General features: G+C 73.8%; 10 protein-coding genes. 5 read left to right on the top strand and 5 right to left on the bottom strand.

The window, feature by feature from the left end; translation table 11 throughout:
- The first annotated feature begins 3 nt into the window (after window positions 1-3).
- Window positions 4-2,154: a prolyl oligopeptidase family serine peptidase gene (locus AB0C82_RS24810; protein WP_362845791.1), complete on the top strand. Its 2,151-nt coding sequence runs from the start codon at window positions 4-6 to the stop codon at window positions 2,152-2,154.
- A 211-nt stretch (window positions 2,155-2,365) separates the two neighbouring features.
- Here the strand turns inward: AB0C82_RS24810 and AB0C82_RS24815 are convergent, their stop codons facing one another.
- From AB0C82_RS24815 to AB0C82_RS24835, 5 genes are all read right to left on the bottom strand, one after another.
- Window positions 2,366-4,207: a BTAD domain-containing putative transcriptional regulator gene (locus tag AB0C82_RS24815; RefSeq protein WP_362845793.1), complete on the bottom strand. Its 1,842-nt coding sequence runs from the start codon at window positions 4,205-4,207 to the stop codon at window positions 2,366-2,368.
- 273 nt (window positions 4,208-4,480) lie between these two features.
- The gene (locus AB0C82_RS24820) at window positions 4,481-7,519 is read right to left on the bottom strand and encodes an AAA family ATPase (RefSeq protein WP_362845795.1); all 3,039 of its coding nucleotides are present in this window, start codon (window positions 7,517-7,519) and stop codon (window positions 4,481-4,483) included.
- Between the two features lie 120 nt (window positions 7,520-7,639).
- Complete coding sequence (locus AB0C82_RS24825) at window positions 7,640-7,840, bottom strand: hypothetical protein (protein ID WP_362845797.1); 201 nt, start codon at window positions 7,838-7,840, stop codon at window positions 7,640-7,642.
- A 380-nt stretch (window positions 7,841-8,220) separates the two neighbouring features.
- Window positions 8,221-11,397, bottom strand: a complete 3,177-nt coding sequence (locus tag AB0C82_RS24830) for a type 2 lanthipeptide synthetase LanM family protein (RefSeq protein ID WP_362845799.1) — start codon at window positions 11,395-11,397, stop codon at window positions 8,221-8,223.
- A gap of 233 nt (window positions 11,398-11,630) precedes the next feature.
- Window positions 11,631-12,134 (bottom strand): GNAT family N-acetyltransferase, encoded by a 504-nt coding sequence (locus AB0C82_RS24835; RefSeq protein ID WP_362845800.1) that lies wholly within the window; start codon window positions 12,132-12,134, stop codon window positions 11,631-11,633.
- Between the two features lie 231 nt (window positions 12,135-12,365).
- On the opposite strand from AB0C82_RS24835, the gene AB0C82_RS24840 reads away from it, so the two are divergent.
- The 4 genes from AB0C82_RS24840 to AB0C82_RS24855 all read left to right on the top strand — a co-directional run bounded on the left by AB0C82_RS24840 (window position 12,366) and on the right by AB0C82_RS24855 (window position 16,184).
- Window positions 12,366-12,683 carry a hypothetical protein gene (locus AB0C82_RS24840; protein WP_362845801.1) on the top strand — a complete coding sequence of 106 codons (318 nt, stop codon included), beginning with the start codon at window positions 12,366-12,368 and terminating at the stop codon, window positions 12,681-12,683.
- 599 nt (window positions 12,684-13,282) lie between these two features.
- The gene (locus AB0C82_RS24845) at window positions 13,283-13,966 is read left to right on the top strand and encodes a response regulator transcription factor (RefSeq protein ID WP_362845803.1); all 684 of its coding nucleotides are present in this window, start codon (window positions 13,283-13,285) and stop codon (window positions 13,964-13,966) included.
- Window positions 13,963-15,525, top strand: coding sequence for an ATP-binding protein (locus tag AB0C82_RS24850; RefSeq protein WP_362845805.1), 1,563 nt, complete (start codon window positions 13,963-13,965; stop codon window positions 15,523-15,525). The genes AB0C82_RS24845 and AB0C82_RS24850 overlap by 4 nt, the downstream gene beginning before the upstream one ends.
- Window positions 15,522-16,184, top strand: a complete 663-nt coding sequence (locus tag AB0C82_RS24855) for a hypothetical protein (RefSeq protein WP_362845807.1) — start codon at window positions 15,522-15,524, stop codon at window positions 16,182-16,184. Before AB0C82_RS24850 ends, AB0C82_RS24855 begins: the two co-directional genes overlap by 4 nt.
- Window positions 16,185-16,215: the final 31 nt, after the last annotated feature.

Genomic DNA, 16,215 nt, shown 5'->3' on the forward strand with positions numbered 1-16,215 from the left:
CGAGTGACCCCTGACGCGCGACCGACACGGAGCAAGTACCCCCATGCGGAGCGGCAGGACGTCGTCCAGGAGCTCCACGGGGTGCGCGTCCCCGACCCGTACCGCTGGCTGGAGGACGCCGAGTCCGCATCGACGCTCCGCTGGGGTGTCGAGCAGGAGAGCCTCTACGAGGCGGAACGGGCGGCCTGGCCCGGCCTGGAGCAGTGGGAGGCGGAGGTGGCGGAGCTGAACGCCGTCGACCGCGCCAGGCCGCCCAAGGTCCGGGGCGGGAGGGTCTTCTGGCTGCGGCAGGACGCCGGTCAGGAGCATCCAGTGCTCGTGGTGGCGGATGCCGGGACGGACACGGCGGAGCGGGTGCTGCTGGACCCCAGCGCCCTCGACCCGTCCGGACGCACCGTGCTCGACGCCTGGGAACCCTCCCTGGAGGGCGATCTGCTGGCCTGCCAGATCTCCAGCGACGGCACGGAGGACTCGCTGCTCCAGGTGATCGACGTGTCCACCGGGAAGATCGTCGACGGGCCGGTGGACAGGGTTCGGAAGTCGTCGGTCGGCTGGCTGCCCGGGGGCGGGGCGTTCTACTACGTCCGGCACCTGGATCCCCGTCTGAACCCCGGCGAGGAGCGTTACCACCGGCGGGTCTACCTCCACCGGGTCGGAACGGCGCCCGAAGCGGACGCGCTGGTCTTCGGTGAGGGGCGGGACAAGACCCAGTTCTACAGCGTCTCCGTGACGGCCGACGGCCGCTGGCTGGGCATCACGGCGACGCTCGGAACCGGGCGCGGCACCGACGTCTACCTGGCGGACCTGTTCGCCGGCCCGCTGGGCCGCCCGCTGCTGCGGCCTGTCCAGGAGGGCATGGGGGCCGCGACCCGCCTGCACGCGGTGCCGGGCAGCGGTCCCCGGGACCGGGTGTGGCTGCGCACCGACCGCGACGCCCCTCGCGGGCGCGTCGTCGCGTGCCGGCCGGCCGAACTCCACCTGGGTCACGCGGCCTGGCGCGAGGTGATCCCCGAACGGCCCGACGCGGTGCTGACGCACTTCGTCGTCCTGCCCGGCACGGGGCCGGAGCAGCCGCTCGGTCTGGCCGCCTGGACCCGCGACACGGTTGCCGAGGTGACCGTGCACGACCTGGTCGAGGGCCGGCAGGTGGCCACGGTCCCGTTGCCCGGAACCGGCGCCGTCGGCGACTTCTCGGCCGGCCCGCAGGGAAGTCACGAAGCCTGGTTCGCCTACACCGACTTCGTCACGCCGCCACGCGTGCTCCGCTTCGAAGGGCGAACCCGTCGTGCGACGCGCTGGGAGCGCGACGCCCCGGGCGACCTGGTGGTCGCCGGCGCGGTCACCCGCCAGGTGGCCTTTCCGTCACGTGACGGGACGACGGTACGCATGTTCGTCATCTCGCCGACGGGACGCCCGGACGTGCCGCGCCCGGCGCTTCTCACGGGGTACGGCGGTTTCGGGCGCACGATGTCCCCCCGGTACCGCGCCCAGGTCCTCGCCTGGGTGCGGGCCGGCGGGGTGTTCGCCTGGGCCGGGCTGCGCGGCGGCGGCGAGGAGGGCGAGTCCTGGCACCGGGCGGGCAGCGGGGAGCACAAGCAGAACAGCTTCGACGACTTCGCCGCCGCCGGCGACCGGCTCATCGCCGCGGGCTGGACGGAGCCGGGCAGGCTCGCCGTCATGGGCGGTTCCAACGGCGGACTGCTGGTCGGCGCGGCCCTCACCCAGCAGCCGGAGAAGTACGCCGCAGTGGTCTGCATGTCCCCCCTCCTGGACATGGTCCGCTACGAGCTGTCCGGGCTCGGCCCAAGCTGGACACCCGAGTACGGCAGCGCGCGGGACCCCGCACGCCTGCCGACGCTGCTCGGCTACTCCCCCTATCACCGGGTCACGCCCGCAACGGCGTACCCGGCGGTGCTACTGACCGCCGCGGACGGCGACACCCGGACCGATCCGCTGCACGCCCGCAAGATGTGCGCCGCGCTCCAGCACGCCTCGTCCGGCGCCGGACCGGTTCTGCTGCGGCTGGAGCGCGGCGTCGGCCACGGCGACCGTGCCGCGTCCCGTGCGGCGGCGCTGCAGGCCGAGTGCCTCGCCTTCCTCGCGCGACACGTGGGGCTGCCCGCCCCTCGACGTCCCGGTCCGGCGACCCCTTGATGCCCAGGGTCCCTCCGGCCGCCTGAGGGGGCGACCCGACCGGAGGACCGTACCGGCGCCAATGTTTCCCGGCAGTGTTTCCCGGCAGCTGCGCCACGCGGGCATTCCGGCGCCGTCCACGGGCGGGCGTGCCGGATGCCGCTCGGCGGCGGTTGTCGACGGCAGGCGCCGGGGCCGGCGGGGCCGGTCCGCCCGGCCTCGCCGGCTCCGCTCACCCCGAGACCGGCACGGGGGTCCCTTGCCGCTCGGCGCCGAGCGCGTACAGGCGGACCAGGTGCGGCAGTTCGTACTGCGCCGCGTGTGCGGTGACCTCGCCGCCGGGTGAGGTGACCATCCCGGCGTCGATGAGCCCCTCCACGACGCGTACCGCGTGCCGCTCGTCGCATCCGAGGGCCTCGGCCGCCTCACTCAGGCCGAACGGGCCGTCCCCCGTGCCCGCGGCCAGCCGTCCCGCGTCCCTGCCGCACTCCTGCGGCAGCGCCTCCCAGCCACGGGCCAGCCTGCGCCGTACGGACACGTCCCCCGAGGTCAGTTCGTCCAGCGTCCCCGCGGGGTCGGCGATCCGGTCCGCGAACTCCCGCAGCGGTACGTGGCGGAGCACCGCGAGACGCATCCCGCTCACCCGGACCGCCAGCGGCGACCCGCCGCAGGCGCGCACGATGCGCAGCGCCGCCTCCCGGTCGGCCCGCACCCTGCTCCGGCCGACGAGCCCGGCGAGCAGTTGCACCGCCTCGGCGGTGCCGAGCGGCGGGACGGAGATCCTGCGCACGGGCGCCAGGCCCCCCAGCTGGCCGCGCGCGGTGAGCACCACCCTGCCCTTCCCGCCGCTCGGAAGCAGCGGCCGTACGGCGCGTTCCTCGGGCACGTCGTCCAGCACCACCAGCACCCGGTGTGCCGCCAGCCACTCGCGCCATGCCTCGGGCCCCGAAAATCCCGCCTGGCCCGTCCGCGCTCCGATCTCCGCGAGCACGGCGGTCAGCGGACGGGTACCGCCGTCCGCGTCCCGCAGGGAGACGCAGATCCGCCCGTCCGGGAACCGGTCGCCGAGCAGGTGGGCGGCGCGCACCGCGAGGGCGGTCTTTCCTGCCCCCGCCGGGCCGGACAGCAGTACGACCTCACCGGCTCCCTCGTCCTCCAACAGGTCGAGGAGATACCGCAGTTCCTCGCCGAGTCCGGTGAAGTCGGCGAGGTCGGACGGCAGAGCCGCCGTCGCCCCGACACGACCGGAGGCTGTCCCCGTGCCCGGCCGCGCCGCCGCCACCTCCGTCCCGGCCCGGTCGTCTCCCGCGAGGATCGCCCGGTAGCGGGCCACCATGGCGGCACTGGGTTCGAGGCCCAGTTCCCGGGCCAGCAGCTGCCGGTAGTCGTCGTAGACCGCGAGCGCCTCGGCCTGCCGTCCGGTCCCCCTCAGGGCGCGCATCCACGCGCACCGGAGCCGCTCCCGCAAGGGGTGCAGCTCCACCAGGTCGCGCAGCCCTTCGACCACGGCCGCGGCGCCGCCCAGTTCCAGCTCCATCTCCGCCCAGCTCTCGTACGCCGTGAGCCGTCGGAGTTCCAGCCGCTCGGTCTCCTCCGCCAGTCGGGGCGAGTGCCGCAGGTCGTCGCCCAGCGGGGAGCCCTTCCACAGGTCGAGGGCCTGACGCAGCAGTTGGGCGGCCGGACGGACCGGCTGCCCCTCGGCCGCCCGCACCAGGGAGCGGAACCGCAGGAGGTCGAACTCGTCCTCCGCGACGCCCAGCACGTACCCGCCGTGCGTGTGGGTGAGCCTCGGGCGGTCCCGGTCGTCCTCCGCGAGCAGCGTGCGCAGGGCGCTGACGTACACCTGAATGTTCTTGCGCGCGGTGCGTGGGGGTTCCTCCGGCCAGACGGCGTCAGTCAGCGCGTCCACGGACACCGGGCTGTTGGCGGAGCCGAGCAGGGTCGCCAGGACGACGCGCTGCTTCAACGGGCCGAGGGGCAGTTCCCGGTCGTCCCGGTGGACCGCTAGCGGCCCGAGGACGGAGAACCGGAGCGTGCCGGGTAACGCTGCGGGCTGCGCGGAAAAACGCGGCATCGAGCGAACCTCCGAGGGGGCGGGAGTTGATCGGTCCTTCCGATGATCCGCCGCCCGGATCCCCCACACATCGGTGCCGGGCCCGCAGAGTCGCGCACCCGGCCGTCACCTCATGGGGGTCCGCACCCCATGGAGTGCGAAGCGTCCCCTATCCCGGGGGACGCCGGGGCGCACGGGGGCGCGGTCCTGCGGTGGCTCGTACCGGGTACCTCGCCGCGCACCGGCGTCCAGGTCCGACCCGTGCTGCTGCCCGGCCCCGGCCGGCCGTCCGGATCAGGCCGGTGCCACCCGTGAAGCGGCGCCGGCCCCTTCCTCGTACTCCGCCCGCTCCGCCGACAGCGCGCACAGCGCCGAGCGGGCGACGCAGCCGGTCTTGGTCATCAGGCTCGCCATGTGCTTTTCCACGGTCCGGGGCGAGATGCACAGGTGCTGGGCGATCTGCTGGTTGCCTGGCCGCTCGGCGAGCAGCACGAACACCTCGTACTCGCGCGGCGTGACGCCCGCGCTGCGCAGCTCCGCCGGAATCCGCTCCCGGCCGCCCCGGCGCTGACGGACGCTGACCCCGGCCTGCCGCAGCAGGGCCCGGCAGGCCCCGGCCACCGGCTGCACTCCCGCCTCGTGGAAGTACTCCTCGGCGGTACGCAGCCACGCGACCGGCTCACCCCAGGAGTCGCGGAGCGCCGCCTCGGCGGTCAGGCGCAGGGCGAGGTGCCACGCCTGTGGGAACACCACCGCCGCGCGGCCGGCCTCCTCCACGGCGCGCCGTGCGCCGTCCGCGTCGCCGTCCCGGCCGAGCAGCACCGCGTCCGCCATACCGAGGAACATCCGGTTCCAGGCCAGCTGTCCGCCCGGTGAGGCCAGTGCTTCCCGGTAGGCCTCCCGGCCGCCGACATCGCCGTCGCCGTTGCCCTCTCCGTCACCGTCGCCGTCGCCGTCGAGAATCCGCAGCAGGGGGCGGAGCCCGTACCGGCCGCTGAGATAGAAGAAGCTCGGGTGCTCCCGCTCCCACACCAACGCCGCGTCCAGGGCGGCCGTCGCCCGTGGCCGGTCCTCCCCCATCAGGGCCCCCACGGCCTGGCACAGTCCGCGCTGCAGGGGGACGAGCATCGACTCCTCTCCCCCGGCCCGGCGGAACCGTGCGAGCGCCCGTTCCTGTTCCCGGGCCTTCCCCTGGTGGGCGGCCAGGACGGCGTCGACGAGAAGCAGATAGCGGTGCGCCGACAGGTTCTGGAGGCGGGCGCTGGCCTCGACGGACCGCTCGACGATCCCGCGGGCGCGGTCCCACCGCCCACCCAGCGCGCTCTGCATGGCGAGCAGCCCGTCGACGGTCTGGAGCAGGACCAGCGAACCGAGTTCGTGAGCCGCCGCGCGGGCCGTCTCCAGCTGGGTCGCCTCCCCGGTCCGCATGAAGGCGTTGGTGCCGAGCCGCACCAGAGCCTCGGCCCGGCATCCGGCGAGACGGTGCTTCTCGGCGACCGCGAGCATCCGGACGAGACAGGCGTCGGCCTCGTCGAACCCGTTTTCCCTGGAGAGCAGGGCGAGCAACTGCCATGCCTGGCACGCCACGACGGGCCGGCCGCGTTGCTCCGCAGTGAGCGCGGCGCTTCTGGCGGAACGTTCCGCCTCCTTCAGCCGCTCGCGGCCGTCCTGGTCGGCCCGGCCACCCGGGCCGGGCCCCTCGCCCCGGCCGTCGCGCTCCGGTAACAGCGCGAGGTGGCCCTCGATCACCACGAGCGCCGCCTCCTGCTCCGGGCGCGGCGCCACCCCGAACAGGGCGCGGGCCGCCTGGATGCGACGGCGCGCCTCCTCCTGCTGCTCCGCCATGGTCGCGACCCAGGCGACCTGTGTGTGCGCGTGGGCGCGCTCCTCCGCCCTGGGCGACCCGGCGGGCGCCGGCGGCAGATCGTCGAGCAGCGCGGAGGCCGCGTCGAGTCGCCCGGACTCGGCCTGGGCGATGGCCAGTTGCACGGTGACCTCGTCCCGCTCCTCGTCGGCCGCGAGTCCTCGGGCGCGCTCCAGCAGCACGGCCGCCGAGCCCGACGCTCCGGCGTCCAGCATCTGCCGCCCGACCTCCGCGAACTGCCGTGACGCCACCGCCCTGTCGCCCGCCGCGAGCCGCAGGGTGGCCACCAACTGGCGTTCCTCGCCGGAGAGCAGGCCCACGGACTCCTCGATGGCCGAGGCCGCGCGCCGGGCGAGCGCCGCCTGCTCGGCAGGGGGTAACGAGGCCCTCAGAGCGTCCGCCGTCAGGACGTGACGGAAGGTGTAGTGGTCGTGGGCGGCACCGTCCGGGGCGATGATCCCCGCTTCCGATGCCGCCCGGAGGTGCGCGAACAGCGCCCGGTCGTCCAGCCCGGTCACCGCCCTGAGCGCCCCGACGGAGAACCGGCCGCCGAGCGTCGCCGCGATGAGCACCAGCTCGCGGACCGGTTCGTCCAGCCGTTCCAGCCGGCGTGCCCAGCTGCGGACCGCGCCCGTCGGCACCGTCGCCTCGCCGCAGTCGGCGAGTTGCCACTGGCCGTCGGCCCTGCTCAGCCGCTTGGTGTCCAGCAGGTCCGCCAGAAGCACTTCCACCAGGTACGGGTTCCCGCCCGCGCGCTCCGAGAGCTGGCGATGCGCCGTGGGCGGCACCTCACCCGGCCCGGCGTCCAGACACGCGTCCACCATGTCCCGTACGGCCGACACGTCCAGCGGCCTCAGCTCCCTGAGGGAGGCGGTGTTGCGGAGCTCCGCGGCGAGCGCGAGGTCCAGTGCCGGTCCTGGGTCGGGGCGGAGTGTGCCGACCAGCATGACCGGCAGATCCGCCACGTTGTCGGCGAGGTACTCGACGACCGCGATCGTCTCCGTGTCGGAGTCGTGCAGGTCCTCCAGCAGGATGACGCAGCCCTGCTCGCGGCCCAGTACCGCCAGCAGTCTGAGCAGTGCCTCGGCCAGTTCGACCAGCGAGATCGCGTATCCGGGCGCCACCGCGTCGGACCGCCACTCCGGCACGAGCCCGGCCAACGCCGGGCGGTAGGGGACGAGTTCCGGGTCGTCCGGCGCACCGGCTGCCCGGAACCGCGAGGACAGCGCCTCGGTCAGCGGGCGGAAGGGCACGACCAGCCCGGTGGAGGTGGCACGCCCCCGCAGCACGGGCATGTCCAGGTCGTACGCGCGAAGGGCACACTCGCCGGCCAGCCGGGACTTGCCGATGCCCGCCTCCCCGACGAGGAACACCGCTCGTCCCGCACCCCTCCTGACGCTCTCCAGGGCCTCGTCCATCAGCCCGATCTCGGCTTCCCGCCCCACGATGACCGACGACGTCGCGCGCATGGGCGCAGGTTACTTGGTCCCCTTCACTCACGGCAGAGGGCCGGGTTCGCACCCGGCCCTCGCCCGCTCTGTCCGGACGTCATCCACCCCCCGTCACCGGGCGACGCGTCCGTCTCACTTTCAGCCCAGCGGGACGGTGGCGGTGGTGAAAGGCGTGTCCAGGAAGCCGGCAGAGCGGAACTCCGCCGTCCCGAGCAGCCGGCTGCGCAGGCCCAGCGCCCCGCTCGTCCCGAGTGTCACCTCTCCCACCGGGTGGTCCTGGGCCGAGGTCTCCGTGCCGGCGCCGCCGTTGACGTATCTCACCGAGTCACTGATCTGCATGGGTGCTCACTCGTCCTTCATCCGCGGGAGTGGTGGGTCGTGCCGAACTGTGCCGAGATGCGGTACTGCCCTGATGCAGTGGTGCGGACGTGCGGTCGTGCGGACGTGCGGTCGTGCGGTCGTGCGGTCGTGCTGACGCAAGGTGGTGCGGTACTGCCCTGATGCAGCCGTGCCGTCGTGCGGTGGTGCGGTACTGCCCTGATGCAGCCGTGCGGTCGTGCAGTCGCGAGGTGATGCGGTGGTGCCGTGATGCGGTGGTGCAGCCGTGCGGCAGAGGGGGTGCGGTCGTGCGGTCGGGACGCTTCGTGGAGTCGTACCGGCGCCGAACGGCCGTCCTTGGCGGGGGCGCGCGGGGGGGGCGGTGCGATGGCGGTTACGGCCTAGGGCCCGTCTTTCAGGTCGGCCCCCGGTCCGGACGTCCGCATGAGGAGTACGGACGGAACACGCTCCGGGAACCCCGCCCGCAGGAGACCGTGCCCGATCCCCGCCAGCCCGGTCAGCAGGCCGGGGTGCGGTACGCCGTCCGGCGCGCCGCTCCGTGCCCCGTTCTCCTCGACGGATGCGAGGAGCGCTCCGGCCCGGCGGATCCAGTGCGGGCGTGCCTCCGGCAGCGCGCTGTGGCCCAGGAGTTCGCAGACTCCCGCCTCTCCGTGGCAGAGGCTGTCGTCGGGAGCCGGGCGGCCCGTCCCCAGCCCCTCCACGGTCCCACGGGCCCAGGCCGCGAGGTGCGGGTCGTCCATGGCTCCCGGCGCGTCGAGCACCGCGAGCGCGATGCCTGCCCGCCCCCGGCACCAGGCCGATGCCCGAACACCACCCTCGGGCCCATCGGCCGATGCGGAGGCGGAGCCTTCCCGGTGACCCACGCCCGGACTTCCGCGCCGACCGGCCTCCAGGCCGCCGTACGGTCCCGGGCTTCCGCCCGGCTCCCCGGCGACCGCCGCGCGAAGGGCGGACAGGCCCGCCACCCTGTACCGCTCACCGCCGTCGCCACCGCCCGGTGACGCGGATTCGAGACCGGCGGCTGTTTCGGTGTCGAACTCGACCTCGACCGAGGCATCGCCCTCCCCCGAGGCATCGGCCTCGGCCTCGGCGAAGCGGAGCAGGGCCCATCCGATCCCCGCCGCCCCCGTCATGAAGCCCCGCCCGCCGATCGTGGGATCCGCTGCGGCGAGCCGGTCGGCGCAGTCCCGCGCGGCTCGCCGGGTCTCCTGACCCCCTGCGCCGAATCCGGCAGCACCACGCTGGTCCGCCAGCAGGGCGACGAGCCCCCCGGCGACTCCCGCGCCCACCCCGCGTTCCCGCTCGGCGATCGCAGCGGCGCCGGCCAGCCCACGCGTGGTGGACGCCCACGAGCCGATGTCCGGGTCGTCCAGCAGACGCGCTGTCTCGGCGAGCGCGTACGCGATGCCTCCGAGGCCGGAGAAGGCACCCGAGCCCACCGCGCCGAGGTCCACGGGCCGGGCGCTCAGCGCGTCGAGCAGGGCGGGCACCGGTGCCAGGGCGGTACGGGCCGCCTCCGCGTAATGTCCGGCCCCGGTGAGCGCCGCCAACTGGGCCAGGAACAGCGCGGGTCCGGTGTACCCCCCGGCCAGGTCGGCCGGCATCGGGCCGATCCGCCAGTAGCGGTCGTCCAGGAGCTCCAGGCCGATCCAGTTGCTGCGCGGTCCTTCGCGGTAGGCGAGGGACACCAGCTGGTCCCCCACGGACCGGGCCGCCGACAGCAGCCTCTCCGGCTCCGGGGCGCGGTCCGCCGTACGGGTGCGCCGGCCCACGGCCGGCCGGTGCGCGGGCGTGCGGGAGGTCGTCGCCATCGCGGCCCGTACGATCCATTCCTGGTCCTGCCGGTCGACGGCGTCCAGGGCGTCGAGCTTCGTGACGACTCGGGCGAGCCCGGCGCGGTCGGTGCGGCCGGCCGGCGGCCGCTCCGCCGCACCCCACAGCCGGTCACTGCCGGGGCGGGCGGTGAACAGCGGTACGTCTCCCGACCAGAGCTGGGCGATCTCCTCGTCGACCAGGCCGGGCGCGAGGGCGGTACCGAACAGATCGGTTCGCAGACTCTCCAGGACCCGCTGCCGTGCGTCGGCGTCCTTCAGCAGATCGGGGTGTGTCGACTCGTCCTGCAGCGTGCCGTACACCCAGGTGGGGCGCAGCACCACTCGCACCTCGTCCGCGGCGAACGCGTTCAACGGGCCCCATTCGTGGAGCAGTTCCTCCCTGGCCGCGCTGATCGCCGTGTAACCGGCGCGGAAACCTGCACAGAGCGCCTCGATGTGCGCCCCGGGCTCGATGGGTTCACCGTCCGCCAGGCGCGGCCGGTTCGCCGACTCGCCGAACCTTCCGGCCCTGCGCACCAGGCGCATCCGGTCGGTGCCTGCGTCGGCCCAGTCCGCCCGGGCCACGGGCGACACCGCATCGTGCCCGCCACCGACGGCGGACACGTCCAGGGCGCTGTGGTCGCCCACGAGCAGTTGGGGCAGCAACCCGACGCGGTACACCGAGTCGTGGAGCGCCCGGGCGGCGGGGTCCTCCGTCGCGGCGCCCGCCAGCGGCGGGTGGAACAGGGTCTCCACGTCGACCAGCACCGGGTGGGCTCCGACGGCGATCAGGTTCTCGTGGTGCAGATCGGTCCCGTCGAGGAGGTGCACGAGGGCGAGCAGCGCGCCTTGGCGGCGGTAGAACGTCTCGACCTCCCCCGCGGACACGCAAGGGCGTGCGACGACGAACTCCACCCATCCGTAGTCGCCCCTGTCGAGCAGACGCAGGGTGCGGAGATCCACGGAGCCGTGCAGTCCGTTGAACCAGGCGACGAGCTCGTTGAAGTGGCGGTGCGCGGCGAGGGGCCGGGGCTTGTACACCAGCCGGGCGCCACCGGCGAAGCGCAGCAGCATCACGCTCCGTCCGCCCCGGTGCCCGTCACCGGCGCCGGGCTCGACGCCCACGAGCAGCCCCGGATCCCCGCCGGAACTCTTCAGAAGACCGGTGGTCAGACGGGCGTGGTCGTCCGCCAGCCGCTCCAGTGTCTCCGCCACCGCGTCCGCCGCGTCGATCGTCGCCCGCCCCAGGATCCGCGCGAGCACCGGCCTCCCGGCCAGCAGGGCCGTCAATCCGCGCCGGGACGCGGTTCGCCCGAGGAAGTCACGGAAGCGGGTCCGCGTGTCGTCCCCGTCGAGGCGCTCGGCGGTCCGGGCCTCGTACAGCTCCAGCACCAGCGTCCGCGCCGCCGCCCGTGCGAGCCTGCCGCTGAGCTGCCGCTCCAGGTCACTCCGCACGGCCGTCATGTCCACGAGCTTCCGCGCCCGCCCCGACAGGCCGCGCTCCAGCCGGTCCCCCGCACAGACGGTGAACGGCCGCAGCACCCACTCGAAGCCGCTCAGTCCCGGATACTCCCCCTCGGGCGCCACGGCCTCCTCGGGTGCGTCGGCCGACACCTCTTCGGCCAGTACGGCCCAGTCGGGACGCACCCCATCCGCGTCACCGGAGACCAGCCCGGCCTCCCACCACCGTGTGATCGCCCCCGGAGAAGCCCCGGCCCGCTCCGTTCCCGCCTTCGCCACCATCGCCCCTCCTCCACAACTCGGCCGACCGCTCGGTGTCATGGCCGATCCTGGTACGGGAGGGGGTTCCGCTGCATGGGGAATCACCCCCCATGTTTTCGGCCTCACCGCGAGACCACGAGAAGGTGGGTACGTCCGGTGCGACGCGTGACGCGCAGGCACTCAGCGCCGGCCCGAAGGACACGCTCCGCCCGGGCCGCACACGTGCCCAGGGCAGGGCCGCCGCCCGCGCCGCCTCATGGCAACGAGCGCGTGAGCCATGCCACCTCGCCGCTGTCCTCCGTGGAGACGCGATCCCGCTCGAACCCGAGCTTCTCAAGGACACGCAGCGACGGAGTGTTCCACGTGCCGACGGTCGACCAGAGCCGCTTCCGCCCGGTCGCACCAGCGGCGCCGAGCACCGCGCCGGCCGCCTCGGTGGCGTACCCCCGCCCGTGCGCGCGCCGGAACAGCTCGTACGCGATCTCGGGCTCCTCCAGGGTGGAACGGCCGATGATCAACCCGCAATATCCGATGAAGTCGCCTTCGTCACGGCGCTGGATGGGCAGCAGGGCGATCCCCGTGGTCGCCGTCGCGGTGAGCAGCTTCGTGATGGCCGTCCGGGTGTACTCGACAGTGGGCGTCCCGTTGCCGCGTTCGGAGAGGAGGGCGCGAAACTCAGCCGCGTCCGACTCGGCCCACGGGCGCAGTATCAGCCGCTGGGTCTCCAGGTGGAACGACATCGTCTCGTACGTAGCCATGGGCCTACTCTGCCCCACGGATCGTCACGAACCACAGCTGGAGTGTCAGCCGTTCTGACCGCCGTAGCGCGACCTGCACCAGGCCACCTGGACGCCGCCACCGTGACGTTCGCGGCCGCCCGCGATCCCGCTGAGGCGTTGAACGCCACGCCCAGCGCGACGGAGGCGACCATGGCAACCGGATGGCCGAAGCCGCGTGTGAGAGGCCGGGGAGCCGGTCACCCTCCTCCCATGACACCTCCTCCGCAGTCCTCGTCCCCCTCGTCGTCATCGTCCGACGAGGAGGTGACCAGGCGCCTCGTGCCCATGTGGCTGGACGAGGCGGCGGGAAACGACTCGCCCTCGGCCGCCGAAGCGCGACGGGACTGGGAGCAGCACCGGCTGTCTCCCGACGCTGCTCGTGAGCTCTCCGACTGGGTCACCGCACGGGTCACCGACACCGCGTTCAACGAGGACGAGGGGCCCGACACCGGCGGGGCGATGCGCATCAGCGTCGCCGACAAGGCGGCGGTCCACCGGTGGCTCGCGGGCCAGGGATACGCTGTGTGACGCCGAGGATTCCGGAGGCGCGCGTACGGCCTCAGGAGCGTCCGCAGAGGCCGGGGAGTCCATCGCCAGGGACAACGGGAGGCGTGTCCCGGCCCGCTCCTCCTCAGCGGAATACCGCTGGTGACCTTACGGCTCGGCCCGGCCGCAGGACGCGGCAGAGATCCGCTTCCCGTGGGCGGCGTATGTGACCGACCGTCACCACAGCTCGGGAGCCTGCGAGTATGAGGCGTCACCGCTTCCTCGCCCCTCGGAGTACGGCCATGAACCCGTCGCCACCTCACGCCCCTGACCGGAGAGCCGCCGGTCCTGTGCGGCGGGGGGTGCCGGTGCAGCGCCGGGCGGTTCGGCATGGTGTACCTCCCCGTGCCGAGGGCCGGATCGCGGCGGCCGGCCGCCGGGGCCCCTCAGGCGGGCCGGTCGCCGCGGTCCCGGCCGCTGTGCCGGGGCACCCGGCGGCGCGCGGCCGACCGGTAGCGATCGGTAGCGCGCAGGCGCATCAGGGACGCGGTCACCCCGTCTTCCGGTTCTGTCACCGCCGCCAGGTCGCCGACCTCCACGACTCCCCTTCCCTCAACATCCGAGACACCGGAGACACCGCCATGCCACGCGTCCTCCTCGTCGAAGACGACCCCGCCGTCCGCGAGGGCGTCGAACTCGGGCTGCGCCGGCTCGGGCACACGGTTCTCGCCGCCGCGACCGGCGAGGCCGGCCTGGAGGCGCTGGGCGCCTTCCGTCCCGACCTCCTGCTGCTCGACCTGATGCTGCCCGCCATGAGCGGTGTCCAGGTCTGCTTCCGGGTGCGCGAGACCAGCCAGTTGCCGATCATCATGCTGACCGCGCGCGGCGACGACTGCGACATCGTCGTCGGGCTGGAGGCGGGTGCGGACGACTACATCGTCAAGCCCGCCCGCGCCGAGGTCATCGAGGCCCGCATACGTGCCGTACTGCGCCGCATCGAAAGCCCGGCCGGCGCGAGGCCCGCCGTGGAGCGCCACGGTGAACTCGACATCGACCGCGCGGGTCACACCGTCCTCAGGGCGGGCGAACAGGTCGCCCTCGCGCCCTCCGAACTGAAGCTGTTACTGCACCTGTCCGCCGTGCCCGAACAGGTCTTCAGCCGTCAGCGGCTCCTTGCGGAAGTGTGGGAGCACAGTTACTACAGTGACGTGCGCCTGGTGGACGCCTGTGTACGCCGGCTGCGCATCAAGATCGAGGATCCGTCCCGTAGCCCTCGATACATACAGACCCTGCGAAGCCTCGGCTACCGCTTCGGGCCGCTGTGAAGATACCCGGAGCGACCGCCGCGTTCGGGCTGCGCACACGCCTGGTGATCGCCTTCCTGCTGGTGGCCGCGGTCAGTGCCGTCACCACCGCCACGTTGACCTATCGGGAGGCCCGCAGCGCGGTCCTCGTGCGTGCGCAGGACACAGCCGTCGCCTCCTTCCGTGAGGAGGCCGAGCGGTTCGTCCCCAGCCTGCCCCTGGATCCGGAAGCGCTGCGGTGGGACCTCTACGACATCGCGGAGCGCGCCAAACCCCATCCGTGGATCGTCTTCGCCGAGTACGGCTCGTTGCGGGTCTCCTCAGGCGACCGGCCGGTCTCCGGTGTTCTGACCGCGGAGCTGCGCCGCGCCGCGCTCACTTCGCCGCACGGCAGCTTCGAGAGGGTCGTCAAGGACGGGAACGCGTATCTGACGATCGGGATGCCGGTGATGACACGGGTGATCGCCGGGGGCGGAGCTATGCCGAGTGGCCTGGTGCTCTTCGCCGTGATGCCCATGACGAACGAGGAGGTGGACATCGACGCCCTGGTGACCGCCGCGCGCGACGGCGCGCTGCCGGGGCTGGCCGTGTCCCTCGTGCCCGCCCTGCTCGCCGCGCGCAGCGTGCTGCGCCCTGTCCGTGAACTGAGGCGTGCCGCACACTCCATGGGTGGCGGCCGGCTCGACACGCGTATCCCCGTGCACGGCCGGGACGAACTGGCCGACCTCGCGCGGACGTTCAACGAGTCGGCAGCCCGCCTCGAACGCACCGTTCGGGAACTGCGGGACGCCGAGGCACGGGCCCGGCGCTTCGCCGCCGACGTCTCGCACGAGTTGCGCACCCCACTCGCCGGGATGGTCGCCGTCACGGGCGTGGTGGACGAGGACGCCGCGGCCCTCGCCCCGGACACCGCTCGGGCGGTACGACTGATCAGCACCGAGACCGGCAAGCTGGTCGTACTGGTGGAGGACCTGATGGAGATCTCCCGCTTCGACGCCCGCGCCGCTGAACTCACCACCGACGAGGTGGATGCGGCGGAGGCGGTACGCGGCACCCTGTCCGGCAGGCAATGGCTCGGCAGCGTCCGCGCGGAGCTGCCTGACGGCATCCGCATCCGCCTCGACCCGCGCCGCTTCGACGTCATCATGGCGAACCTGGTCGGCAACGCCCTGCACCACGGAGCCGAACCGGTCACGGTGCGGCTGTCGGCACGTGGCGATGCGCTGATCGCGGAGGTGCGCGACAGCGGCCCCGGAATACCTCCGGAGGCGCTGCCGCACGTCTTCGACCGGTTCTACAAGGCGGACGCCGCACGTTCCCGCTCATCGGGCAGCGGTCTCGGGCTCGCGATCACCCAGGAGAACATACAGCTGCACGGCGGCACGATCCGGGCGGAGAACCCGCCGGGCGGCGGCGCACTCTTCACTGTGGAGCTGCCGTTCGACGGGCCCGCGTCCAGGAGCGGCGCACCCGACGGTCCCCCGCCTGCGCACGGTGGCACAGGACCCGACGGTCCGCCGCCCGCGCATCGCGGAGAGGGACCGGCGGACACCCACGACCGAACGGAGGCCACCGCGTGAGGACATCGGCGTTCCATGCGCGTCGAGCGGCCCGGCTCGCCGCGCTGCTGATCCTCACAGGGGGCACGCTCGGCGGCTGCGGCATCCAGGAGACGGACGTGATCGAGGCGGGCAGCCCGGCGGTCGGCGATCTGCTTCCTCCGCGCGAGGGGCGTCTGCTGTTGTTCTTCTTCTCCCCCGACGACGAACTGCTGCCCGTGCCCCGGACTGTGGCATCACCGTGGCTTGACGGCACCGCGGGCTCCGTCCGCCCGGACGGCTCGACGGCTCGCCCGGAGGGGTCGCGCGGCCGGGACGGCCTCGCGGGCACGCCCGATACGTACGACGGGACGAGCGAGGCCCTCTCGCCGCTCGCGGCCGTCACCGCCCTGCTCGCCGGGCCGGACAGGGCCGAGCGGCGGGCCGGGTTCCGCAACGCTCCCTCGCTGGCCCGTGCGGCATCCACCGCGGACCGGGTCGTGACGGGTGGCCTCACCGTCGAGGTCGAGCTGCGCCTGCGGGTGACGCGGCTGACCTCCCCCGCCCGCGACCAGCTCGTCTGCACGGCCGCGTACGCGGCTGACGCGCAGGGGGCGGTCTCCGTACGCCTGGTCGGGCAGGACGCACACCTCGCCCCGGCCCGCTGCCCCGTCCGGCCGGTCCCCGCGCCGGCACGCTGAGCCGTGCTCCGGGGCTTCCTGGTGCACTCCT

It is taken from the genome of Streptomyces sp. NPDC048560, assembly GCF_040650955.1.
Taxonomy (GTDB): Bacteria; Actinomycetota; Actinomycetes; order Streptomycetales; family Streptomycetaceae; genus Streptomyces.